The sequence below is a fragment of the Aliamphritea hakodatensis genome, assembly GCF_024347195.1.
Taxonomy (GTDB): domain Bacteria; phylum Pseudomonadota; class Gammaproteobacteria; order Pseudomonadales; family Balneatricaceae; genus Amphritea; species Amphritea hakodatensis.
This window is the reverse complement of record NZ_AP025281.1, coordinates 1,159,570-1,185,049: the sequence shown is the minus strand read 5'-3', so window position 1 is coordinate 1,185,049 and position 25,480 is coordinate 1,159,570. Positions and strand designations below refer to the sequence as shown.

The 25,480-nt window shown below is 50.0% G+C and carries 19 protein-coding genes, 1 tRNA gene and 3 rRNA genes; 5 read left to right on the top strand and 18 right to left on the bottom strand.

Features of this window, described 5'->3' with window-relative positions:
* Positions 1 to 2: 2 nt before the first annotated feature.
* Positions 3 to 464, bottom strand: a complete 462-nt coding sequence (locus tag PCI15_RS05385; protein ID WP_271273331.1) for a protein YgfX — start codon at positions 462 to 464, stop codon at positions 3 to 5.
* Positions 442 to 702, bottom strand: coding sequence for an FAD assembly factor SdhE (locus PCI15_RS05380; RefSeq protein WP_271273330.1), 261 nt, complete (start codon positions 700 to 702; stop codon positions 442 to 444). The genes PCI15_RS05385 and PCI15_RS05380 overlap by 23 nt, the downstream gene beginning before the upstream one ends.
* A gap of 406 nt (positions 703 to 1,108) precedes the next feature.
* On the opposite strand from PCI15_RS05380, the gene PCI15_RS05375 reads away from it, so the two are divergent.
* Complete coding sequence (locus tag PCI15_RS05375) at positions 1,109 to 2,338, top strand: ATP-grasp domain-containing protein (protein ID WP_271273329.1); 1,230 nt, start codon at positions 1,109 to 1,111, stop codon at positions 2,336 to 2,338.
* A gap of 43 nt (positions 2,339 to 2,381) precedes the next feature.
* Here PCI15_RS05375 and PCI15_RS05370 read toward each other — a convergent pair whose 3' ends face one another.
* Entirely contained in the window at positions 2,382 to 3,263 is an 882-nt protein-coding gene (locus PCI15_RS05370; protein ID WP_271273328.1) for an AraC family transcriptional regulator, read from the bottom strand.
* A gap of 223 nt (positions 3,264 to 3,486) precedes the next feature.
* Here PCI15_RS05370 and PCI15_RS05365 point away from each other — a divergent pair, with 223 nt between their 5' ends.
* The 3 genes from PCI15_RS05365 to PCI15_RS05355 are packed head-to-tail and all read left to right on the top strand — an operon-like array spanning position 3,487 to position 6,713.
* Entirely contained in the window at positions 3,487 to 4,401 is a 915-nt protein-coding gene (locus PCI15_RS05365) for a DMT family transporter (protein WP_271273327.1), read from the top strand.
* A gap of 9 nt (positions 4,402 to 4,410) precedes the next feature.
* Complete coding sequence (locus PCI15_RS05360) at positions 4,411 to 5,547, top strand: amidohydrolase (RefSeq protein ID WP_271273326.1); 1,137 nt, start codon at positions 4,411 to 4,413, stop codon at positions 5,545 to 5,547.
* A gap of 41 nt (positions 5,548 to 5,588) precedes the next feature.
* Positions 5,589 to 6,713, top strand: a complete 1,125-nt coding sequence (locus PCI15_RS05355) for a tRNA-queuosine alpha-mannosyltransferase domain-containing protein (RefSeq protein WP_271273325.1) — start codon at positions 5,589 to 5,591, stop codon at positions 6,711 to 6,713.
* Here the strand turns inward: PCI15_RS05355 and PCI15_RS05350 are convergent.
* Positions 6,703 to 7,236, bottom strand: a complete 534-nt coding sequence (locus tag PCI15_RS05350) for a cysteine hydrolase family protein (protein WP_271273324.1) — start codon at positions 7,234 to 7,236, stop codon at positions 6,703 to 6,705. The genes PCI15_RS05355 and PCI15_RS05350 overlap by 11 nt on opposite strands.
* Positions 7,237 to 7,359: 123 nt before the next feature.
* Here PCI15_RS05350 and PCI15_RS05345 point away from each other — a divergent pair, with 123 nt between their 5' ends.
* Positions 7,360 to 7,860, top strand: a complete 501-nt coding sequence (locus tag PCI15_RS05345) for a redoxin family protein (protein WP_271273323.1) — start codon at positions 7,360 to 7,362, stop codon at positions 7,858 to 7,860.
* Here PCI15_RS05345 and PCI15_RS05340 read toward each other — a convergent pair.
* From PCI15_RS05340 to iscX, 14 genes are all read right to left on the bottom strand, one after another.
* Entirely contained in the window at positions 7,857 to 10,235 is a 2,379-nt protein-coding gene (locus PCI15_RS05340; RefSeq protein WP_271273322.1) for a putative bifunctional diguanylate cyclase/phosphodiesterase, read from the bottom strand. The genes PCI15_RS05345 and PCI15_RS05340 overlap by 4 nt on opposite strands.
* Before the next feature lie 838 nt (positions 10,236 to 11,073).
* Positions 11,074 to 11,189, bottom strand: a 5S ribosomal RNA gene (rrf, locus tag PCI15_RS05335).
* 172 nt (positions 11,190 to 11,361) lie between these two features.
* A 23S ribosomal RNA gene (locus PCI15_RS05330) occupies positions 11,362 to 14,251 on the bottom strand.
* Positions 14,252 to 14,585: 334 nt separating this feature from the next.
* Positions 14,586 to 14,662 (bottom strand) — tRNA-Ile (locus tag PCI15_RS05325).
* Between the two features lie 85 nt (positions 14,663 to 14,747).
* Positions 14,748 to 16,289: ribosomal RNA gene (locus PCI15_RS05320) — 16S ribosomal RNA — on the bottom strand.
* The 16S, 23S and 5S rRNA genes sit together here with 1 tRNA gene alongside, the layout of an rRNA operon.
* Positions 16,290 to 16,959: 670 nt before the next feature.
* Entirely contained in the window at positions 16,960 to 18,375 is a 1,416-nt protein-coding gene (der, locus tag PCI15_RS05315) for a ribosome biogenesis GTPase Der (RefSeq protein ID WP_271273321.1), read from the bottom strand.
* 150 nt (positions 18,376 to 18,525) lie between these two features.
* Positions 18,526 to 19,671, bottom strand: a complete 1,146-nt coding sequence (gene bamB / locus PCI15_RS05310; protein WP_271273320.1) for an outer membrane protein assembly factor BamB — start codon at positions 19,669 to 19,671, stop codon at positions 18,526 to 18,528.
* A 2-nt stretch (positions 19,672 to 19,673) separates the two neighbouring features.
* A complete protein-coding gene (locus tag PCI15_RS05305) occupies positions 19,674 to 20,327 on the bottom strand; it encodes a YfgM family protein (protein ID WP_271273319.1) in 654 nt (217 codons plus the stop codon).
* A 38-nt stretch (positions 20,328 to 20,365) separates the two neighbouring features.
* Positions 20,366 to 21,604, bottom strand: coding sequence for a histidine--tRNA ligase (hisS, locus tag PCI15_RS05300; RefSeq protein WP_271274580.1), 1,239 nt, complete (start codon positions 21,602 to 21,604; stop codon positions 20,366 to 20,368).
* Between the two features lie 50 nt (positions 21,605 to 21,654).
* Positions 21,655 to 22,749, bottom strand: a complete 1,095-nt coding sequence (locus PCI15_RS05295) for a RodZ domain-containing protein (protein ID WP_271273318.1) — start codon at positions 22,747 to 22,749, stop codon at positions 21,655 to 21,657.
* A complete protein-coding gene (gene pilW / locus PCI15_RS05290; protein ID WP_271273317.1) occupies positions 22,746 to 23,507 on the bottom strand; it encodes a type IV pilus biogenesis/stability protein PilW in 762 nt (253 codons plus the stop codon). The genes PCI15_RS05295 and pilW overlap by 4 nt, the downstream gene beginning before the upstream one ends.
* Before the next feature lie 20 nt (positions 23,508 to 23,527).
* On the bottom strand, positions 23,528 to 24,667 hold the full coding sequence (rlmN, locus tag PCI15_RS05285; RefSeq protein WP_271273316.1) for a dual-specificity RNA methyltransferase RlmN: 1,140 nt from the start codon (positions 24,665 to 24,667) through the stop codon (positions 23,528 to 23,530).
* A gap of 58 nt (positions 24,668 to 24,725) precedes the next feature.
* Entirely contained in the window at positions 24,726 to 25,133 is a 408-nt protein-coding gene (gene ndk, locus PCI15_RS05280) for a nucleoside-diphosphate kinase (RefSeq protein WP_205659207.1), read from the bottom strand.
* Between the two features lie 131 nt (positions 25,134 to 25,264).
* A complete protein-coding gene (iscX, locus tag PCI15_RS05275) occupies positions 25,265 to 25,465 on the bottom strand; it encodes a Fe-S cluster assembly protein IscX (protein WP_271273315.1) in 201 nt (66 codons plus the stop codon).
* Between the last annotated feature and the right edge of the window lie 15 nt (positions 25,466 to 25,480).

Here is a 25,480-nt window from a genome sequence, read left to right as displayed (position 1 = left end):
TACTAACCGGTCGGCAACAAACCGCCTTTAATCCGCGCATACCGGCAAAACACCCTGAATTGCCGGTACTGGGAAAAATCGCTTAGCGAATCAGACAACACGATCAGATTCAGTGCCTCTTTACCTGAGCCGTCCACCCTGACTCGCAGGGCCGTCAGCCAGGGCCAGAGTATCCGCTGTTCTACCGAAGCAACTGTCAGCCACTCACCGGAAGCTGTGCAGAGACGCATATATTTATCTTTCGCCTGCCAGTGCAGTGCAATAACAGAACGGTCATGCGTCAGGGAAATATAGCGACGCCAGGTGGTGACAAATAATCCCCCCAGCAACACAGAGAAAACAACATTCAGAAACCAGGGAAGGTGCAACAGCCAGATGCTGTAATACGCAATTGATGCCAGCCCGGAATAAAGGACTCCAAGCTGGCGGGAAGGAGAAAACTTAATCTGCAGCAGGCTGGACACGGTCAAGAATAATTCTGACGATGCGCTGTAAATCCGGATCGACAGGCTCTTCCCGCTCCATTAACCAGACGAACAAATCAGTATCTTCACAGGCCAGTAATTTCACAAAACGGTCCTGGTCTGCTTCATCAAGATCAGAAAAAGCTTCTTCAACAAATGGCACAAACAACACATCCAGTTCCAGCATACCGCGCCGGCTTTGCCATTGTAATCGTCGTACATCTTCTTCTGTATACATCAGGACTTCCTCAGCTTAATTATGCGGGCAATATATAAAGTAAGCGTACCCGGAGCAAGCCCGGCATCCCAAAGTATTGATCTGACAACGGCGGATTGTTGCCGCTTTGAGAAAACCGGACGGCAAAACCTGCCGCCTGCAAGCCACCCCAAAAGCAAGTCACCGGATAAACCGGCCCGCACCAGCCTGACCACTCAGGTCTAAGTGTAAGTACACACTTTCACCCTGGGTGCCGAATTTATAGTAACTCAGATATAAACCGCAATTCCTCTAAAAATCTCAATAAGCTGATAACGGCAGCGGCAGCACATTTCAATCATACTTTCGGATGTACTGGCACAGGAATTGCTTTCCTCCTCCGTTACAAAGCCCGGCTTCCACCGGGTTAACAGCTGTAGGGATTGCTATGAATAGTCCAGCACCGCAACTCAATCCAGATTCTCATGTGCCTCACCTGCACGGCCTGGCAAACCTGATGTCCAGGGTATATCACGGCGAAGACCTCACTGATCTCGGTCTCGACTTCATTGACCGTGGTGGTAAAGGTGATGCCCAGGCACTGTTTGATCTGTCAATTCTGTTGCAGTTACGTGGACAACCGGACACCGGCGTAGCCGTTCAGCAACAGGCGCTGGCAATTCAGCAGCATTACTGCCTCGAACCAACCGTTAAACGGCATACCGTACGTTTGCTGGCTCTCGTTGCACCCGGCAATCTGATGACCAATACACCGCTGGAATTCATCGCCGAAGGTGCCGGCTTCAGCATGCAATTTCTTTACGTTGATCCCGCCCTGCCATTTCCGCCGGAATTACCGGATCATGATATAGCAATCGTGGCGCTGAGCGAGCTGGACAGAAACCTTGCAACACTGGACTACATTGACAGCTGGATCAGCCAGTGGCTCCGTCCGGTTCTCAATATGCCGGCACCGGTCAGCGTTCTGGGAAGGGACTTAATCTGCCACCAGTTGCAAAACCTGCCACACATTGAAATGCCTGTGACCATCCGGGTCAGCCGGGAAACATTACTTCAGGTCGCCGGAGGCAATCCGCCTCTTGAAGCACTTATTGTCGACGGCAGGATGCCGGTGATTATCCGTCCGGTGGACTCCCATGCCGGCTATGGACTGGAAAGACTCGACCAGCCTGAAGCCTTGCAGGATTACCTGACACGTTACAGTGATGCAGAATTTTTTGTCTCCCGCTATGTAGACTATCGCAGCAAAGATGGCCAGTTCCGTAAATACCGTGTTGTGATGATCGATGGCCAGCCAGAACTGGCGCACATGGCGGTTTCTGATCACTGGATGGTTCACTATGGCAATGCCGGCATGGAACAAAGTGCAGCTAAACGCTTTGAAGAAGCCGGGGCAATGGGCAATTTCAGGCAGGGGTTTGCCAAACGGCATGCCGCAGCCATTCAAACACTGCATGAAACCGTGGGCCTGGATTACTTCGGAATGGACTGCAGTGAAACACAGGACGGCAAACTGCTGATCTTTGAAGTAGGTGCCTCACTGAACATTCACGCGATGGATTGCAGCGAACTTTACCCTTACAAACGCCCTCAGATGCAACGGATATTTAACAACTTCCAGGCAATGCTACAGCATAAGTCCCGGTTACCGGAGTAAGCTCCCATGATCTGCCGGCGCAGGCGTCAGCGCCGGCAACAGATCACTTACCTGAGCGGCGTGCCTGGGCCGGGCTGACCCCAAAGCGTTGCTTAAACTTCTTACCGAAATGGCTCTGATCATTAAACCCCAACTCCAGAGCAAGCTCTTTCAGCGACATCTTACTCTCCAACACCTGCCGGCGGGCTTTCTGCAACCTCAGTTCAGTCATATAACGGTGTGGTGGCTCCCCAAGAGACTGCTTAAACATCCGCGCAAAGTGATAGCTGCTCAGGTTGGCCAGATCAGCCAGCTCTTCAAGACGAATCCCCTGTCCCATATGTGCATGCATATACTCAAGCACCTGACGTTTCACATGGGGTGCAAGCCCTCCGGAAATATCCGGCAGAGATTTCTCACGGGCATAATGCTGCAACAGGTAAGTCATCAGCATATCAGCGGCACTGCTCAGGGTGAGCCGGTCCGCCGCAGATGTCCAGTTAAGCGGCATCACGACATTTCGGCACAGCGCATCAATCCAGGCAATGTCTTCGAAGGTAAGATCCGGCATCTGAACCTGATGATCACGGTCCCAGATCCGGGTTGTCAGTTCAGCAAGCTTATCGTGATCAAAGTACAGATGAAAAAATCGCAGATAACCGGCAACTTCCCAGAAAGACTCATGCCCTTGCGGCATAACACATACTTTACCCGGCGCCCCGCCAGTCAGCCGCTGCCCGTCACTGCTGCGGCTGATATCGTAACCACCATCCAGATAGCAGCTGAGCGTATGATGAGACGGCCCGTCATAAACGACATAGTCCTCAGCATTCGACCAGACGGCCGCCGCGACACCGCTGCCAAGATCGATACTTTGCTCAAGCGTCGCGTTGGAAGCATTTAACTGACTGAAAACCAGATAATCCTGGTGGCTTAACTGACTCATAACTGCCCGCTTTACTGGTGAACCTCTGAATAAAAATCGCTGACCTTACACGCTATGCTAATTCAGCTATCGCGTGCTGACCATTCCCCGGCAGACAAAACAGCAAGAATCTACCAAAAACCGTCACCAAGCCTCCGCATTGCGCAATAAACTACCAGCTATAAAAGCGTCCTCATGCAACACTTTCATCAGCACCCACTCACATATGACGGAACACTCTATTATGCTGACAGCCTTTCTATACCTGTTAACAGTGATCATCTGGGGAACAACCTGGATAGCGATCAAGCTGCAACTGGGTGACGTTGCGATCGAGGCATCAATCATTTACCGGTTCTCACTGGCAGCCATTGTCATGTTCAGTTTGTTACAACTGTTCAGAAAACGGCAGCCTATAACCCCAACAGACCATCTTTTCTGTTTGCTGCAGGGAGCCTGCCTGTTTTGCGTTAATTTTTACTGTTTCTATCTGGCAACAGGCTATGTATCCAGCGGATTAGTCTCGGTTATTTTCTCACTGGCAACGGTACTTAACGCACTGAATAACTGGTTCTGGTTTGGTAAACGACCAACAACACGGGTACTTTGCGGCGCAGTACTGGGCTTGCTGGGAATCAGTGTTCTGTTCTGGCCAGAATTGCAGCAACAGTCAGATATCTGGACGCTGTTACCCGGTATCGCTCTGGCAGCAGCGGGCACCTACTGTTTTTCACTGGGCAACATGCTCTCTGTCAGGCATCAGAAACAGGGCCTGAAGCCGCCGACAACCAACGCCTGGGGTATGTTTTATGGCGTAGCTATTTTGCTGATTATAAGCCTGATAAACGGCGTCGAATTTACCATCAGTTATGAGGTAACCTATATCAGCGCCCTGCTTTATCTGGCCATTCCCGGAACGGTCATCGGCTTTACCGCCTACCTGATGCTGGTCGGACGGATAGGCCCGGATTCTGCAGCCTATGCGACGGTTATGTTTCCGGTGGTGGCACTGACAATATCATCACTATATGAAGGCTATAGCTGGTCACCTGTGGCGATCAGTGGTTTACTCCTGGTTATCAGCGGCAACATCATAATTTTCAGCAAACTCAGGTTACCGGCTTTCGGCTTTAAACGCCTGTCAAATGCCTCAAAATAATAAGACGCTATGCACAAAACTCACTGGCAAAAAATCCGTCACCGGCTACATCAACACCCGGAATTATCAGGAAACGAACTGGCTACCGCCCGGTTTGTCACCAGCCGGTTGCAACAGCTGAAACCTGACCGGCTGTACACCGATATTGGCGGCTATGGAGTAGCGGCATGCTTTGACAGCCCACACCCGGGCCCGGTCGTCCTGTTCCGTGCGGAACTTGATGCCCTGCCAATTAACGAAATAAATACTTTTGCTCACCGCTCTGTTACGCCGGGGGTATCTCATAAATGCGGGCATGATGGTCATATGACAATCCTGCTGTCCCTTGCCAGTTATATAGCCGACAACCAGCCTGAGCGGGGAACAGCAATCGTACTGTTTCAGCCAGCAGAAGAAACCGGAGAAGGCGCCAGAGCCATTGTTGGCGACCCGGCATTTTCAGAGCTTGCGCCAGACTACTGCTTTGCACTGCATAACCTGCCTGGCCACCCCATGGGGCAGGTCATGATACGCTCAGGCAGCTTTAACTGTGCATCACGCGGACTCACCATTGAACTTACCGGAAAAACAGCCCATGCCGCTTATCCGGAAACCGGCATCAGCCCGGCCAGCGCCATCGCCGAACTGATCCAGACCTTGCCCGGCCTGGCCAGCAACATCAGCCAGGATGAACGGGTTATGCTCACCCTGATTCACTGCACACTCGGCGAAGCCGCATTCGGCACATCACCCGGGCAGGCAAAACTCCTCGCCACACTGCGAAGCGAATCAGATTCAGCAATGCACCGGCTAATTGAAACGGTTACAGATCACTGTCATGCAATCGCAGCGCAACACAGCTTAAGTATCGGCTTTCAGTGGGATGATGTTTTTGCCGCAAGCCGTAACGATGCCGAATGTGCAGAATATGTAGCACAGGCAGCAAGAGAATGCGGGCAACCGGTAAAATGGCTGGACGAACCCTTTCGCTGGTCTGAAGACTTTGGTGCTATAAGTGCAGCCAGCCGGGGGGCTATGTTCGCGCTGGGTGCAGGCGAAAAAACGCCACAGATTCACAATCCGGACTACGACTTTCCTGATCAGTTAATCACCACAGGTACCGATATTTTCGCTGCCATTTACAGACAGTTACTCAGGGAAACTTAACCGCTATACTGCCCTCCCCGAAGCGATACCAGAGTTGCACAGTGAAGATCCTGTTACTTTCCGCCTATGATGCCGACAGCCACCGGTACTGGCATCAAAATCTGATCAGGCAATTTCCGGAACATGAGTGGACAGTACAGACGCTGCCGGCCCGATACTTCGCCTGGCGAATTCGCGGTAACAGTCTGAGCTGGGCTTTCGGTGAGCAACGTCCTTTGCTCGAACAGCCATACGATTTGCTTATCGCCACCTCCATGACCGATCTTTCGGCGCTGAAAGGTATGATCCCCAATTTAGCCAGCATACCGTCAGTGGTGTACTTCCACGAAAATCAGTTTGCTTACCCGGCGACGGACAAGGCACATAAAAGCGTGGAACCACAGATTCTCAACATCTACACCGCCGCCTGCGCCGACCGTATCTTATTCAATACCACCTATAACCGGGACAGCTTTTTTAACGGCGCACGGGCATTACTGAAAAAACTGCCGGATCATGTCCCTGCAAAGCTGATATCTCAACTCGAAGAACGTGCTTCAATCCTACCTGTACCTTTAGAAACAGAGCTGTTTAAGCCTGTTCAGGCGCACCTGAAAGCATTAACAGAATGGCGTGACAACAACCACAAAGCATTAAGAATCGTCTGGGCAGCCCGCTGGGAGTACGACAAGGGGCCGGCGCATTTACTGGCCATTTTGGAACAGCTGGAAGAACAGAATACCGACTACCGCCTTTGCCTGATGGGCCAGAGTTTTCGCCACTCTCCCAAGGAATTTAAGCTTATCGGTGAACGCTTTAAGCACAAGCTGGTTCAGTTTGGCTACGCCGAAAGCCGTGAGGAGTATCTTCAGTGGCTGCGCACAGCAGACATTTTTCTGTCCACAGCATTACATGAATTTCAGGGCTTATCGGTGCTGGAAGCCGTCGCCTGCGGCTGCACGCCGGTATTGCCGGCACGGGAGGTATACCCGGCCCTGTTTCCGGAACAATATCTTTACCGTTGCTCAGAAGATATTAGCCGGGAAGCGACAGCTGCCTGCGCTAAGCTGACCGAAACAACAGCCGAACATGAAACCTGTGAGCCTCCCGACGTCAGTTATATCAGTTGGCAAAACCAGCGTGCGGCCTATGACGCTGTGCTGAAATCAACAACCGCTAAAAACTGACTGATTGGCTGGTAACCGCCTCAACCTTTTGCGGAAAACTCATAATGGACGTCAGGGTATTGGAATGATGTAAGCTGATCTGCTCACCTGCCGCATGGGGTTTGTCGTGGGTCGTGTGCGCATCGGTCACCAACTCTACCCGGTATCCGAGGCCAGCCGCCCGCCGGGTAGTGGTATCTACGCAAAACTCACTGGCAAACCCACAAATCACCAGTTGATCCGCACCAGCTTCTGTCAGCTGTGACTGCAAATCGGTATCCAGAAACGCATCCGGCGTGGTTTTTCTTACCTGCCGGTCGTCCGCACCTGTGATCAGATCCTTCTGTAACTGCCAGGCGTCTGAGTCTGCAAACAGACCATTCTGGGGACGCTCATGATAAACGAATATCACGGGTACAGACGCAGCCCTTGCAGCCACCGTGACCCGGTTAATATTTTCAATCGTCGCTTCAGCATTGGCCGGCAAAGGCTCCGGCTCAAAAAACGCACGCTGCACATCAATCACAATAACTGCTTTAACCATAAAACTGACACCACTCTGAAGACACTGAAATTAATACCGGGTTTACATCTGACAGGCTGAATTTTTTAGCAGGTTCCGTTGTCTGATCTTTAACTGAATCAATTCGATAACAATAAGACATCTATGCCTGCCATCCTGAATCCCAAAACACTGTTAAAAAAGTACTGGAAAGATATCGCTCTGATACTTGCCGTTTTTATCGGTATCACCGCCTGGCAGGAACGTAACTTACTGGCAGATAATCAGCCCGCAGACAACTTTGAACTGCCGATTCTTCAGTCCTCCGAAAGCTCGCCACTGTTCACCCCAGGTAAACAGACACTGGTGTATTTTTTTGCTCCCTGGTGCAGCATCTGTAAACTCAGTATCGGCAATCTGTCAGCAGTATCAGGTGAAGTAGATGCAGTAGCCGTGGCTCTGGATTACACATCAGCCAGTGAAGTCAGTGAATTTATTGGTGAGCAGGAAGTTCAGGTGCCGGTATTAATGGGCAACCAACGGGTGAGTAACGCCTATAAAATTTCTGCTTTTCCAACCTATTACCTGATTGATACTGACGGAACAATTGCTGAGAAAAGTATGGGCTACAGCAGCTCTCTGGGCCTGCGCTGGAGAACACTCTAGATCAGGGCCCCATACTTGTCCTCATACCAGTATTCAACAGCTGCCACACCCACAGGCCGCGAGAAATAGTATCCCTGTGAACACACTCTGGAATGCTGTTTCAGCAGCTTGTAGTGTGCTTCGGTCTCAACCCCCTCAGCCGTAACATTCAGGCCCAGCGTATTGCTCATCGCGATAATGGCATTAACAATCGAAAGATCACCGTCGTCCTGAACAATATCGCGGATAAAAGAACGGTCGATCTTAAGACGGTTTATGGGCAGCTGCTTTAACCGCGCCAGTGAAGAATAGCCGATCCCGAAATCATCAATTGCTAAATGAACACCCAGGCTGCGTAGCGACTGCAACACCCGCTCAGGCCGTTGTAAGTCAGTCATCAGATAGGTTTCTGTAATTTCCAGCTCCAGAAAGCTGGCAGGCAATCCGGTTTCTGCCAATACCCTTTCAACAAGCTGATAAAAATCCCATTCCAGTTGCCCCCCGGAAACGTTAACTGCAACGTACTCAAAGACAAGTCCGGCATCCAGCCAGCGCCTTGCCTGAGCACAGGCCTCACGTAACACCCATTCTCCAAGACTGATAATGATCCGTGAGCTTTCTGCTATATGAATAAAATGATCAGGAAAGACCAGACCTCTCTCAGGATGCTGCCAGCGAACCAGAGCTTCAAGCCCTTTCAGATTACCTTCCGCACACAGAACCGGCTGATAGTGCAGCACAAACTGTTCAGCCACCAGGGCTTCACGTAGCTCCCGTTCTACGATGAGTATTTCGTTGGCCTGCTTTGCCATATCATGATCATACACACGGTAACTCTGTCGTCCTTCAGCTTTCGCCTGGTACATCGCAATATCAGCACTTTTCATAAGTTCAGAAATGCAACTGCCATCCCGCGGATACATAGCAATACCAATGCTGACGTTCTGATAGTAATCATGACCGGCTACCTCCATCGGCTCAGAGATACAGCTAATAAGCCGGGACGCGAGATGCTCAGCCTGCTCAATACCGGGAAGGTTCTGACAAACAACCGTGAACTCATCACCACTGAGACGGGCTACCATATCATCCGGATGACAACATTCCCTGATACGCCTTGCGACTTCCTTGAGTAACTCATCGCCAACCGCATGGCCCAGGCTGTCATTAATATTTTTGAAATAATCCAGATCAAGAAACAACAGAGCGATTTTTTGTTGCCGGCGCTTAGCCCGGAGAATCGCTGTATCCAGCTCTTGATTAAGAAGCAGACGGTTAGGTAAGCCGGTGAGATGATCATAATGGGCTAAACGGTCAAGTTTGGCCTGCGCTTCTTTAGTGCTGGAGATATCGGAAAAGACAAACACCAGACTGGTCAGGCTTTCATTGTCCGTATATACCGCTGACATAGTCATCCAGATCGGATAAATCTGACCATTAGCCCGTTTCGCCCAGATTTCACCCTGCCAGCACTTCCCCTGCGCGGCCAGAGCAAACAGGTCGGCGATCCGGATGTTACGGCGATCTTTGTTGGAAAGAAAATAAATCGGCTGACCCAGCAACTGCTGTTCAGTATATCCGGAGGTATCAAGCGTGGCCGGGTTAACAGCAATGATCCGGAAATCAACATCTGTGATAACAATCCCCTGACCGGCACTGGCAAACACTGCTGCGGCCTGCCTGAGCTGATGTTCGGTCAACTTACGCTCAGAAATATCCCGGCAGGTACAGATCAAACCGACAGGCGTATCCGCTTCATCGCGAATCAGTGTCAGTGAGACTTCTACATCAAATCTGCTCTGATCCTTACGCTGTCCCTTAAGCTCACCGCGCCACTTACCTTCAGCAAGAACCACCGGGAAATATAATTCATTGATCAGTTCTACCTGGTCAGGACAATATAATTTGCTCCAGTGCTCACCGATCAGCTCATCAACCCGGTAACCATACAACTCTGCTTCAGCAGGATTCACGTAAACAAACAAGCCATCAGCATTGTGGAGGGAAAGCCCTTCCATACCACTGTCAACGGCATGGCGCAGACGGGCGTGAAGATCATCATCTAAGGAAGTAAACACCGGGCCTGCAGAAAACTCTGCAAGCCACTGCGTCTCGGAAAAGCCACTTAACCTGACGGATATATTATGACCGGACTTGCGCAGTAAAGCGCACCAGAACGCTTCAGCCAGAAAGCTTCCTGCTGATTGAAAAAGATCCGGAACCGTTCTGCCAATAAGGTCAGCCGGACTGGAATTTAGCGGACTGGACTCTAAAAGAACCGCCGCCTGCTCATTGGCGAAACTGATCAGACCATCAGAATCAAAAATCAGTATTCCTGATACCGCAATATACGTCTTATCCAAAGTAGCTGAGTCACCCACTACAACCGTATCCACTCAACCCCCTTACATCCAAGGATTCACGCTGAGACACATTTATAACATACGTTTGATTCTTAAGACTAACGCATCACTGAAAAATATCGCAGCTGACGATCCAACACTTCCCCCAATGGATAAAATCGGTTAAAGCGCTGTATTCAGTATCTTAAAGAGAGTCTTGATCAGGCCCATAACGGTGGAAGCCTTTCCTCCAGACAAAAAAAACCTGCTACAAGGTAGCAGCCTGTGCCTTATCAAGAGCCTTAAAGAGAGCCTTAATCAGGTGCCTGGCGGTGGAAGCCTTTCCTGCAGACGAAAAAAAACTGCTACAAGATAGCAGCCAGTGTCTTAAAGAGAGTCTTAATTAGGTGCTTGGCGATGGAAGTCCCAGAGCCGGTGGCTCTGATCGTAAAACCGGGCCAACGCTTCGCGTCGTTATGAAGTGTATTAAAGGAGGGCCTTAAAGAGAGCCTTAATTAAGTGCCGGAGGATAGAAGCCTTTCCTGCAGACGAAAAAAAGCCCTGCTACAAGGTAGCAAGCTGTGCTTTATGAAGGGGCTTAATCAGGTGCCTGGCGGTGGAAGCCTTTCCTGCAGACGAAAAAAAACCCGCTACAGCGTAGCGGGTTTTCTTAATTAGGTGCTTGGCGATGGAAGTCCCAGAGCCGGAGGCTCTGATCGTAAAACCGGGCCAACGCTGCGCGTCGTCTCATTCCGGTTTTACCCTACTCTACATGGGACATGAACGCGCAAGCGCGCCTCTTTATTTGCTTCCCCATGCGAGCACTGGATTATCAAACTCGTAACATGAAAAAACCCCAGCCGCTTCGCGACTGGGGTTTCTCATATTAGGTGCTTGGCGATGACCTACTCTCACATGGGGAAGCCCCACACTACCATCGGCGCTAAGACGTTTCACTTCCGAGTTCGGTAAGGGATCGGGTGGTTCCATCTCGCTATGGTCGCCAAGCAAAAAAGGTAACAATCTAAATCCTGTGTGCCTTATTCAGGCCGAGTCTTAAGCTTATGTTTCAAAACAATGTACAAACTCTAATCCGTCTCGCTTTTCAGCAAGCTCTTCAATGTATCTTCAGTTCTTGATCATGTTGTGCCTGTGCACAACCAAACGCTTTTGGCGTTATATGGTCAAGCCTCACGAGCAATTAGTACTGGTTAGCTCAACGCCTCACAACGCTTACACACCCAGCCTATCAACGTCCTGGTCTTGAACGGCTCTTCAGGGGACTCAAGGTCCCAGTGAGATCTCATCTTGAAGGGGGCTTCCCGCTTAGATGCTTTCAGCGGTTATCCTGTCCGAACATAGCTACCGGGCAATGCCATTGGCATGACAACCCGAACACCAGAGGTTCGTTCACTCCGGTCCTCTCGTACTAGGAGCAACTCTTCTCAAATCTCAAACGTCCACGGCAGATAGGGACCGAACTGTCTCACGACGTTCTAAACCCAGCTCGCGTACCACTTTAAATGGCGAACAGCCATACCCTTGGGACCGGCTTCAGCCCCAGGATGTGATGAGCCGACATCGAGGTGCCAAACACCGCCGTCGATGTGAACTCTTGGGCGGTATCAGCCTGTTATCCCCGGAGTACCTTTTATCCGTTGAGCGATGGCCCTTCCATACAGAACCACCGGATCACTAAGACCTACTTTCGTACCTGCTCGACGTGTCTGTCTCGCAGTCAAGCGCGCTTATGCCTTTATACTCGATGCATGATTTCCGACCATGCTGAGCGCACCTTCGTACTCCTCCGTTACTCTTTGGGAGGAGACCGCCCCAGTCAAACTACCCACCACACAATGTCCGCGATCCCGATAAGGGACCTGCGTTAGAACCTCAATAGTACCAGGCTGGTATTTCAAGATTGGCTCCACTCGAACTGGCGTCCAAGTTTCAAAGCCTCCCAGCTATCCTACACAAGTAATATCAAAGTCCACTGCGAAGCTATAGTAAAGGTTCACGGGGTCTTTCCGTCTAGCCGCGGATATACGGCATCTTAACCGCAATTTCAATTTCACTGAGTCTCGGGTGGAGACAGTGTGGCCATCGTTACGCCATTCGTGCAGGTCGGAACTTACCCGACAAGGAATTTCGCTACCTTAGGACCGTTATAGTTACGGCCGCCGTTTACTTGGGCTTCGATCAAGAGCTTCGCCGAAGCTAACCCCATCAATTAACCTTCAAGCACCGGGCAGGCGTCACACCCTATACGTCCACTTTCGTGTTTGCAGAGTGCTGTGTTTTTAATAAACAGTCGCAGCCACCTAGTATCTTCGACCCCCAACAGCTTAGAGAGCAAGTCTCATCACCGTCAGGGGCGTACCTTCTCCCGAAGTTACGGTACCATTTTGCCTAGTTCCTTCACCCGAGTTCTCTCAAGCGCCTTGGTATTCTCTACCTGACCACCTGTGTCGGTTTGGGGTACGATTTCTTGTTATCTGAAGCTTAGAAGTTTTTCCTGGAAGCATGGCATCAACCACTTCGTCCAAAAGAGGACTCGTCATCAACTCTCAGCCTTAGGGAACCGGATTTTCCTAATCCCCCAGCCTACAGCCTTAAACACGGACAACCAACGCCGTGATGGCCTAGCCTTCTCCGTCACTCCATCGCAATAACAAGAAGTACAGGAATATTAACCTGTTTCCCATCGACTACGCCTTTCGGCCTCGCCTTAGGGGTCGACTCACCCTACCCTGATTAGCATTGGATAGGAACCCTTGGTCTTCCGGCGGGGAGGTTTTTCACCCCCCTTATCGTTACTCATGTCAGCATTCGCACTTCTGATACCTCCAGGATGCCTTACAGCTTTCCCTTCAACGGCTTACAGAACGCTCCTCTACCACGCAGACAAGCTGCGTCCGTAGCTTCGGTGTATGGTTTGAGCCCCGTTATATCTTCCGCGCAGGCCGACTCGACTAGTGAGCTATTACGCTTTCTTTAAAGGGTGGCTGCTTCTAAGCCAACCTCCTAGCTGTCTAAGCCTTCCCACATCGTTTCCCACTTAACCATAACTTTGGGACCTTAGCTGACGGTCTGGGTTGTTTCCCTTTCCACGACGGACGTTAGCACCCGCCGTGTGTCTCCCATAATTGCACTCTACGGTATTCGGAGTTTGCATCGGGTTGGTAAGTCGGGATGACCCCCTAGCCGAAACAGTGCTCTACCCCCGTAGGTGAGATATGAGGCGCTACCTAAATAGCTTTCGAGGAGAACCAGCTATCTCCGAGCTTGATTAGCCTTTCACTCCGATCCACAAGTCATCCGCTGGCTTTTCAACGACAGTCGGTTCGGTCCTCCAGTTGATGTTACTCAACCTTCAACCTGCCCATGGATAGATCGCTCGGTTTCGGGTCTAATCCCAGCAACTATACGCCCTATTAAGACTCGGTTTCCCTACGGCTCCCCTAAACGGTTAACCTTGCTACTGAAATTAAGTCGCTGACCCATTATACAAAAGGTACGCAGTCACAGAACAAGTCTGCTCCCACTGCTTGTACGTACACGGTTTCAGGTTCTATTTCACTCCCCTCACAGGGGTTCTTTTCGCCTTTCCCTCACGGTACTGGTTCACTATCGGTCAGTCAGGAGTATTTAGCCTTGGAGGATGGTCCCCCCATATTCAAACAGGATATCACGTGTCCCGTCTTACTCGATTTCACTGCGTATAAGTTTTCGTATACGGGGCTATCACCCACTACGGCCGCACTTTCCAGAGCGTTCTACTAACTACAACACAGCTTAAGGGCTGGTCCCCGTTCGCTCGCCGCTACTAGGGGAATCTCGGTTGATTTCTTTTCCTCCGGGTACTTAGATGTTTCAGTTCCCCGGGTTCGCCTCTCTAAAGCTATGTATTCACTTAAGAGATACCCAGCTTATACTGGGTGGGTTTCCCCATTCGGAAATGTTTGGATCAAAGTCTGTTTACCGACTCCCCAAACCTTATCGCAGGTTACCACGTCCTTCATCGCCTCTGACTGCCAAGGCATCCACCGTGCACGCTTAGTCACTTGACCATATAACCCAAAAGGGTCTGATTCAAAGTAACTGATAAAACTTCATAGCCAACTGTTAAACAGTTAACGCTGAAGTAACGATACATTTACGCCGGATTAGCGCTTGTACATTTGTCTTACTTAATTCTCGTTTTTACAGGATTTAAATTGTTAAAGAGCGTTTAAAGCAAAAAGCTTTAAAAGATAGTCACTTAAGCGTGAGTATTTTTTAAAACTTTCCTAAACTTGAGCGAAATTTCGATCGTCACTGCCGAACTTTTCATTAATCGAGGCAAGTTTTGAGGACGTGTAGCCTGCTACACGACGAGAAACTTAACGAAGAGAAATGGAAAGTTGGTAGGCCTGAGTGGACTTGAACCACCGACCTCACCCTTATCAGGGGTGCGCTCTAACCAGCTGAGCTACAAGCCTATATCTTGGTATAAATACCAATTCGCTCTCTTTACATTCTGATCAGATAATTCGTGTGAACGCTTGCTAAGAATCCGCTATCGTTTAAGGAGGTGATCCAGCCCCAGGTTCCCCTAGGGCTACCTTGTTACGACTTCACCCCAGTCATGAACCACACCGTGGTAACCGCCCTCCCGAAGGTTAAGCTAGCTACTTCTGGTGCAATCCACTCCCATGGTGTGACGGGCGGTGTGTACAAGGCCCGGGAACGTATTCACCGTGACATTCTGATTCACGATTACTAGCGATTCCGACTTCATGGAGTCGAGTTGCAGACTCCAATCCGGACTACGACCGGTTTTGTGAGATTAGCTCCCCCTCGCAGGATTGCAGCCCTCTGTACCGGCCATTGTAGCACGTGTGTAGCCCTACTCGTAAGGGCCATGATGACTTGACGTCGTCCCCACCTTCCTCCGGTTTGTCACCGGCAGTCTCCTTAGAGTTCCCACCCGAAGTGCTGGCAAATAAGGACAAGGGTTGCGCTCGTTACGGGACTTAACCCAACATTTCACAACACGAGCTGACGACAGCCATGCAGCACCTGTCACTGCGTTCCCGAAGGCACATCAGAATCTCTTCCGACTTCGCAGGATTTCAAGAGTAGGTAAGGTTCTTCGCGTTGCGTCGAATTAAACCACATGCTCCACCGCTTGTGCGGGCCCCCGTCAATTCATTTGAGTTTTAACCTTGCGGCCGTACTCCCCAGGCGGTCTACTTAGTGCGTTAGCTGCGCCACTAAGACATCAAGTGTCCCAACGGCTAGTAGACATCGTTTACGGCGTGGACTACCAGGGTATCTAATCCTGTTTGCTCCCCACGCTTTCGCACCTCAGCGTCAGTATCAGACCAGGTGGTCGCCTTCGCCACTGGTGTTCCTTCCTATATCTACGCATTTCACCGCTACACAGGAAATTCCACCACCCTCTTCTGTACTCTAGTTATCCAGTATCAGGTGCAGTTCCCAGGTTGAGCCCGGGGCTTTCACATCTGACTTAAATAACCGCCTACGCGCGCTTTACGCCCAGTAATTCCGATTAACGCTCGGACCCTCCGTATTACCGCGGCTGCTGGCACGGAGTTAGCCGGTCCTTCTTCTGCAGTTAACGTCACAGTATGCACGTATTAAGTACACACCTTTCCTCACTGCTGAAAGTGCTTTACAACCCTAAGGCCTTCTTCACACACGCGGCATGGCTGCATCAGGCTTGCGCCCATTGTGCAATATTCCCCACTGCTGCCTCCCGTAGGAGTCTGGGCCGTGTCTCAGTCCCAGTGTGGCTGATCATCCTCTCAGACCAGCTACGGATCGTCGCCTTGGTAGGCCATTACCCCACCAACTAGCTAATCCGACGCAGACTCATCTGATAGCGCAAGGCCCGAAGGTCCCCTGCTTTCCCCCGTAGGGCGTATGCGGTATTAATCCAAATTTCTCTGGGCTATCCCCCACTACCAGGCAGATTTCTACGCGTTACTCACCCGTCCGCCGCTCGTCAGCAAAGTAGCAAGCTACTCTCTGTTACCGCTCGACTTGCATGTGTTAAGCCTGCCGCCAGCGTTCAATCTGAGCCATGATCAAACTCTTCAGTTTAATTTTTTCGACACCGGAATTTGGTGTCTTAAATCTAGCTCAAAGTTACACTAACTTTCATAAAAACATCTTAAATGAATTCACGTGTTTGTCCGAAGACAAAAGTTGCTTACTTTGATAAAGCTTTTGTGCTTCATCTCAACAAGCGCCCACACGAATTATCTGATCAAATTGTTAAAGAGCGTTGCTTGAAACCACTTTCGCAACCGGTGTAACCGTCGTTGCCGTCGTCTCGAGCGAGGTGCGTATTCTACTCAACACCCGGTGGAAGTCAACGGTTATTTTCAGAAGATTTTGATTAATTCCGAAGAACTTATCAAAACCGGAAAACACCTTTTTCGTTCCGGTCGAATCAGCTAACTCACACTTCAAAACAATTTGTTTTTCAGTGGTTTATTCTGACTCTCATTAAGCTTGTCTAGCTGCGTTGCCGCTGCCCTGCGTCTCAATGTGGGGGCGTATTATAGGCACGCAGCCAAAAGTGTCAACAGGCTTTTTCAGTTTCTTAATATTTATGTCACTTGCCTGAAACAACCTTATGCACCTGACCGAACAGCATCATTATATGTAGTACATAACAACGCGTTTTGCTAACCCCGTTACGCATAAACAGAATGCAACCTTCAGATACAAAAACGCCGTCATAGACAGACGGCGTTTTTTTAACTGATCAGCGCTTTTTAGACTTCTTCTTTTGCTTGGCCAAATGCTGTTTATAGCGCAGCTTTTTCATCTGCTGGCGTTTGGTCAGCTCATTCTTCTTATCCTTGAACGGATTATCGCTGCTTCTGAATTCAAAGCGTAACGGCGTACCCTTAATGCCTAATACTTTCGTGAACTTGTTTTCCAGGTAGCGCTTATAAGAGTTAGGCAGTTCTGCAGTCTGGTTACCATGGATAACAATCACCGGAGGGTTTGATCCCCCCTGGTGCGCATATCGCAACTTAATCCGGTGACCACGGACCATTGGCGGCTGATGATCTGCAACGATATCTTCCAGTAAACGGGTCAGTTTATTGGTTGCCCATTTCATCATTGCAAATTCATAGGCTTCATCTATCGAAGCATACAGCTCGCCGACTCCGCTACCATGCAACGCTGAAATGAAATGCATACGGGCAAATGATACGAAGTCCAGACGACGGCGTAACTGTTCACGCACTTCTTCTTTTTCTTCACCGCTCATTCCATCCCACTTATTCAGTGCGATAACCAGAGACCGGCCAGCATCAAGCACATAACCCAGCATGTGCAGGTCCTGCTCTGAAATTCCTTCCTGAGCATCGATTACCAAAACAACTACATTGGCATCTTTAATGGCCTGCAGAGTTTTAATAATGGAAAATTTTTCTACCGCTTCACGTACATTCTTACGCCGGCGAACACCCGCGGTATCAATAAGGGTGTACGGCTCCCCGTTACGTTCGTAAGGAATATAGATACTGTCACGGGTTGTGCCGGCCTGGTCAAATACCACGACCCGGTCTTCACCCAGCAGACGGTTAACCAGCGTCGACTTACCCACATTAGGCCGGCCGATAATGGCAATTTTCTTACTCCGCTGCAGTTCTTCCTCTTCTTCGCTGAGTTCAATAACCGGAATTTCTTCCAATACATGTTCAATCAGCTGGGTAACGCCCCGACCGTGAGAGGCTGCTATAGGCAATGGCTCAGACAGACCTAGACTGTAGAAGTCGCTCATCGCGATATCCGGATCAATACCGTCGGTCTTGTTAACGATCAGGTAGGCATCTTTTTCACAGCGGCGCAGGTGGTCGGCAATAAGTTCATCTGCCGGGTTCAGGCCGGCACGGCCATCCACAAGAAATAATACGATGTCTGCTTCATCAATGGCCAACAGAGATTGTTCAGCCATCTTATAATCAATACCCTGTTCATCACCGGAGATACCACCGGTATCCACAACGATATAATCACGCTCGCCCAGGCGTCCTTCACCGTATTTACGGTCCCGGGTCAGGCCTGAATAGTCAGCAACCAGGGCATCACGGGATCGGGTCAGCCGGTTAAACAGGGTCGATTTTCCAACATTTGGCCGGCCCACAAGGGCGATTACAGGAATCATATTCTGATCAGACTCTTAAAAATTAAGGTATTGCTGAATAGGGATTAACATTCCGGATCTGATTTATGATCCAACCATTTTCTCAGCAATATAAAACAAAATGGCGACCCGCTGCACAGCAACGGACCGCCATTATATAGAATTTAAAACTTATTGCAGTTTTATAGCAGCCAGACGACCGGCGTTAGTAAGCACATACAAAGTGTCATCAACCACTTTCATGTCACTGCGGATACCTGATCCGTCAACCTGATAGCGGGCGACGAAGCGACCGTCAATCTGAGACATGAAGTGCAGATAACCGTCAAAGTCACCGACTACAACTGTGTTACCGATTACTGCTGGCGCAGATGCTTCACGTAATTCCAGTGCAGGCTGCTGCCAGACACTGGCACTGGTACGCTGATCGTAAGCCTGAATGAAGCTGTTATCTTCACTGACATAGATGTTACCGAAACCTGCAGCTAACTGGCGGTAGCTGGAAGCATCCTTCGACCACAGTACCTGTGCATCCTGTACACTGACAGCAACAAGCTTACCCTGATAGCTGACAACGTAGACAACACCGTTCGCAAGAATTGGCTGACCATCAATATCAATGATGCGTTCCAGTTCCGATTTGCCGTCAGCCGCTGCAATTAAGCGCTCCCACAGTAAACCGCCGTTACGGTTATCCACGGCAACCAGCTTGCCGTTAGCAAATGCTGCCAGCGTCGCATCCAGCGCAACGATAGGCGCACTGGTTCCGCGCAGTGTCAGCGCCGGAATCTGAGTATCGTAGGTCCACTTTTGTTCACCGGTGTTAACATCAAATGCCACCAGACTGCCGTTTTGCAGCTGGCTTACCAGCAACTGCTCGTTCATCTGAGCAGGGCTAAGCGCTTCAGCCTGTAACTGCTTACGCCAGATCTCTTCACCGTTTTCATTGTTCAGGACAATCAGCATTCCCTGCTCAGTTGTCACGGCGATCTGTTTCGGACCGACACCGACACCGCCAGCAACCGGCACATCAAGCTCAGCCGACCAGACAACATCGCCACTGGCACGGTCTAGCGCATAAACATTACCTGACACACTGCTGGTATAGATACGGTCAGTGGTAATGCCCATGGTTAGCTGATTAAACTTTTCCCCCAGGCTTCCCACAGAAGTACGCCAGAGAAGATCAACGTCTTTTTCAGCTTCAAATTTAACCAGAGGCGCCGGCTCAACCTCTACTTCACTGCTAAACCAGCCACAGGCACTCAGATTTGCAGCCATAAGGCCAACGGCCGCCAGGCGTGTCAGATAGTTCATTGTTAACCCTCAACGGCCAGATTATCGAGTTTCATAACTAAAATAGGACGAGCTTCATCACCCGCCAGATCCAGCGCTTGCTGATAGCTTTCACGGGCCTTGACCGGCTCGTTATTTTTCAGCTGCAGATCGCCTTTCAGCTCCATCAGGCTCACCTGGAAGGCATCAGAACTCACACCATTCAATAACGTAATTGCTGCTGCAACATCGCCTTTTGATGCCAGCACACGGGCTTTACGCATTGTTGTTACGACTGTCATCACCGGGTCTTCAGATTGCGACAGCACCCAGTCGAACTCCGCGATAGCACCTTCTTTATCACCGGCATCCAGTAACAGACGGGCATTAAGCAGAGCACCAAAGCGGGCGTAAGCTGTGTCGTCAAAGTCATCTTTAAGATTACCCGCTAGGTGAGCAGCGGTTGATTTCTGCTCTTCAGTTGCCTGCGGGGCGCTGGCTAATGCAACCGCCTGAATCAGGTTCTGATAAAGTGCGGCTGCTGTTTCAGCTTTTACTTGCTGGTTATTCTGCCAACCTTTCCATGCAAAAATAATTGCACCGGCCAGAAGCACACCCAGAACCAGTGACTTACCATTTTCCTGCCACCACTTCTTTAACGCTTCAACCTGTTCTTCTTCTGTGCGCAATTCAGCCACAACATACTCCCGTGCTTTATAAAACTCTAAAAACTAATTTATGCCTGCTGTTGCTGTAATAAAGCAGCAATATCCGACTCAGCAACATCGTAGCTCGGCTCGGAGTTATACCACAGGTTTGACACCAGTGAACCTTCTTCATTCTGGCGTACCAGGATTACCCAGGCAGCGCCGGTCTGCCGGGCTTTATTGGCGATGTTTTTCAGCCCACTGCAATGCAGCTGAATACGCAGCCCGGGCACAGCATCCCGCAGCTGATCGGCCAGAACAACCATACGGGACTGAATGCCTTTATGCTCCGCCGCCAGGTAAACATCAAATGGCTGACGCAACGCGTCCGGTACCACATTGAGGGTTTCCAACAACAAAATCAGGCGTTCAACACCCATGGCAAAACCTACACCGGGTGTTGCCCGGCCGCCCAGTTGCTGTACCAGACCGTCATAACGGCCGCCTGCACAGACAGTCCCCTGAGCCCCTAACTTATCAGTCACCCATTCGAATACTGTTTTACAGTAGTAGTCCAGACCACGTACAAGACGGGGATTGATTTCGTACTTAATTCCGGCAGCATCAAGGGATTCACACAGCTCAGCAAAGTGCGACTTAGAATCTTCATCCAGATAATCATTCAGCACAGGTGCTTTATCCAGCAAAGCCTGAGTACCGGCATCTTTACTGTCCAGAATTCGCAGCGGATTTGACTCAAGACGCCGGCGGCTGTCTTCATCAAGCTCATCTTTATGTGCTTCCAGATAGGTAACCAGATCTGCACGGAACACCGCCCGCGCTTCATTGCTGCCCAGTGAATTCAGCTGCAACGTCACCGCATCAAGGATTCCCAGCTGTTTCCAGAGGCGCGCACTGAGCATGATCACTTCTGCATCAATATCAGCACTGGCCATACCGAAAGTTTCAACACCAATCTGATGGAACTGACGGTAGCGTCCTTTTTGCGGCTTTTCATACCGGAACATCGGTCCCTGATACCATAAACGCTGGGTCTGATTAAACAACAAACCGTGCTCTTCACCGGCACGCACGCAGCTGGCAGTACCTTCAGGACGAAGCGTCAGGCTTTCACCGTTGCGGTCCTCAAAGGTATACATTTCTTTTTCAACAATGTCCGTGACTTCACCGATCGAACGTTTAAACAAATCAGTCTGTTCAACAACCGGCATACGGATTTCGCTGTAGCCGTAGGTAGCCAGTACATTTTTCACAGTTGATTCGAGGAATTGCCAGACGGGAGTCTGCTCCGGCAGAATGTCGTTCATTCCGCGGATGGCTTTGATTTTTGCCAATTTAACTAGTCCTAACAGATAACTTATTCACTTGCGGGCAAATTCAGCTTTGCCACATCTAAACGGGTGTAACTACTCAGATCAACCGGCTGGCCGTTAAAGGTGATACTTTTAACCGCGGAGACTTTGCCAATCTGAATTTTCAGAGGACCGGGACCTGAAACATCAAGCCGGCTGCCTGCCGGTTTAATTCGCATTGCCAGGACCCGACCATTTACATCTTTCACACTGATCCAGCAATCATCTAGAAAATCGATCAGTAACCGGCCAACACTTGAATCGGTCCCAACAGACTGACGCTCTTCCTGTGCTGGCACCAGAACCGGAGGATCAACCTGCGCAGTCTCAAGCTGAATATCCGTTTGCGCAGTAATACCCGTTACCGGCTCAGCATTCAAAGCAGCCTCAGGCTGTTCCGTTCCACTGTCATTAGTCGCTTCTTCAGGCTGTGCATTATCACCTGAAACATCCTGCACAGCTTCCGCTGCCTGCTCCAGTACAGCTTCAGCGCTGGCTAAAACCTCATCTGCTTTTTCGGTTACAGGCACACTGACAGGGTCAACATCTACAGGCGGAAAACTGTCAACTTCCGGCTCCGCTTCAATGTTTAACTGCAGCGTTCCGTCACCTTCAACAACGACTTCCTGCGCTGCTTCCCCTGCCGGCCACAGGTCAGATAACAACTCAGGATTACTTTGAGCCTTCCACCACCACACTGAAACACCGATCAGGGCCAGCAAAATAATCCAGGTAAAGCTTCTGACGGCAAAATCACCTGACTTAGCCTGCTGATCAACTTTTCCTACCGCACGGATCGGGCGGCGGCGCTGCTTTCCACCCGGCGTCGTCAGCTCATCAAAAATTGCCAGATAACGGTCCGCATCCAAACCGAGCAACTTGGTATAGCTCTGGATGTATCCACGGGCAAACACCATACTTGGCAGCGCTTCAAACTCAGCCGTTTCCAACGCCTGAATGTATCGCATCGACAGACGCAGCTCCTGTGCCACATCATCCTGAGTACGGCCGCTGTCTTCACGCGCCTGAATCAGCTCATCAACAGGAAAAACCAGTTCCTGCAGTTCACTATCGCCACTTTGCGGTTCTTTTCTACTCACCGAGATGACTCCTTATACTCACGGTATTCTTGCGAATCTGGAAATAAATTCTTAAGAATCAAACCATAAGTCGCTGCACTAATCGAATTATTTTTGACTCTGGAGATGCGGATACCTAACCAAAGGCTCCTAGCGTAATGTTCGACCTGACGGTTATCAACTAATTCACCGAAACGCTCAAAATAGATGAAAGCCTCATCCGGCTGATTTTCAGCCAACAGCGTATCTGCCAGTTCGATTAAGGCAACAGGACGATTCGGGTTAAGATTGAGGCTTCGCTTGAATGCATGTTCAGCAGCCGGAAAACGTTTCAGGTTCTGATAACAACGCCCCAGATTTTCAAATGCCTGAGCCCGCTGTGCGTAAAACGGATCCTGTGTCGCGACCGCCAATTCTTTACAGGCTTCTTGATAACGCTCCTGGCTAAACAGAAATGCACCGTAATTATTTCGCAGAACAGCATTATCCGGTGCGATAGAAACAGCCCGTTTAAAATACTCTTCAGCCAGATCAGCTTCATTCTCCAGCTGAAAGACCATCGCCAGCCCGTTATAAGCCAGCTCTGTATCCGGGTCTATCTGTGTGGCACGGTGAAAAGCCTGCTTGGCATTGGCGTTATCGCCATCACGCAGATACTGAATACCCAACTGGGTATAAGCATCTGCCGCACCGTTATTCAGATTACCGTTTGTCTGAGTTGTATTACCCGCGCAAGCTGCGAGCAGTACTGATAACAGAACAACTAAACAGCTTTTCAATCGCGTCTCTCCTGACAAACTTAGTGTTTAACAGCCTGTTGTACCTGTACAGCATCAGCAGGAGTTAACGGAATATACTTTTCACTGCGGCGGGTCCGGTCCATAACCTGGCCAACTAACTGACCACATGCCGCATCTACATCATCCCCGCGGGTCCGGCGGACAGTAGTAATAATACCCGCTTTAACTACAATCATCTTAAATGCCTGAATGGCATCTTCCGACGGCCGCAGATAATCCGAATTAGGGAAAGGATTAAAAGGTATCAAATTCAGCTTACAAGGCAAGCGTTTCAATACTTTAACTAACTCCCGGGCGTGCTGAGGCTGATCATTAATGCCTTCGATCAATGTGTACTCGACCGTAATTACACGCTTATCGTTAAGGCTGTCCATATAGCGGTTACAGGCCGCAACCAGCTCATCAATCGGATATTTTTTATTGATCGGTACTAACACATCACGCAGATCGTTGTTACCGGCGTGAAGTGAGATTGCCAGAGAAACATCCGTTACTTCACGAAGCTTATCTAGCGCAGGTACCACACCCGAAGTACTCAGGGTCACGCGGCGCTTGGATAAACCATAAGCGTTGTCATCCATCATCAGTTGAATAGCATCAACAACGTTATCAAAATTCATCAGGGGCTCGCCCATACCCATAAACACCACGTTCGTCACACGGCGGTCACCGGAAGGATCAAAAGGACCAAAAGAGCGAATTGCCACCCGTACCTGACCGATAATTTCGGCGGCACTCATATTACGGTTAAACCCCTGCTTACCTGTGGAGCAAAAACTGCAGTCAAGCGAACAACCGATCTGCGAAGATACACACAGGGTTGCCCGGCCATTTTCCGGAATCAGTACAGCTTCAACACAAGAGCCGCCTTCCAGCTTAATGACCCACTTACGGGTACCGTCTTTGGAAATGTTCTGAACCAGAACTTCAGGCTCACGGATTTCTGCCACCGAGGCAAGCTTTTCCCGTAACGCCTTGCTGATGTTAGTCATCTCAGCAAAATCGCTGACACCGAACTGATGAATCCACTTCAATACCTGGGTAGCACGGAACGGCTTTTCACCGATGCTCTGAAAATATTCAGCCAGCTTTTGTGGCGAATGTCCCAGTAAATTAACTTTTTGTGTGGCTTCAGTCATATCTCACCTAACATCATAAAACAGTGGGCCGAAACACGGTGTCCCGGCCCAACAGATATTACTTACCGAAGAAGTAAGCAATTTCACGCTCTGCAGAAGCAGGCGCGTCAGAACCGTGTACAGCATTCGCGTCGATAGACTCAGCGAAATCGCGACGGATAGTACCTTCAGCAGCTTCCTGTGGGTTAGTAGCACCCATCAGCTCGCGGTTCAGAGCGATAGCGTTCTCACCTTCCAGAACCTGAACAACAACAGGACCGGAAGTCATGAAAGCAACCAGATCGCCGAAGAATGGACGTTCTTTGTGCTCTGCGTAGAAACCTTCTGCTTCAGCCTGAGACAGAGATTTCATCTGCATTTCAACCACTTTCAGACCCGCTTCTTCAAAACGAGAAACGATCTTGCCGACAACGTTCTTGGCAACTGCATCGGGCTTAATGATTGAAAAAGTACGTTCGATAGCCATTTGCTATAAATCCTCTTAAATTTTAGGACACAAGGGATATTAGAAAAACGCGCCATTATACGCCATGAGCCTGACAGATAACAGCATCCTCAAAGACGAAAAAGCCCGCTTTTGCGGGCTTTTTACGGTGTTCACTGTCGCTCTTCGATCCAGGCCATCTGAATAGCCTCAAGAATCTTTTCGCCGCAACGGTCAGGGTCATCATCAAAGCCTTCCAGCGCCATCACCGATTCATACAGATCCGGAAAACTGACGGTTAGCGGATCCGTGTCCGGATACCGCTCATCAAGCTCGATGGCAATGTCGTGCACATCTACCCATTTAAAAGACATAATACTGTTCTCCCG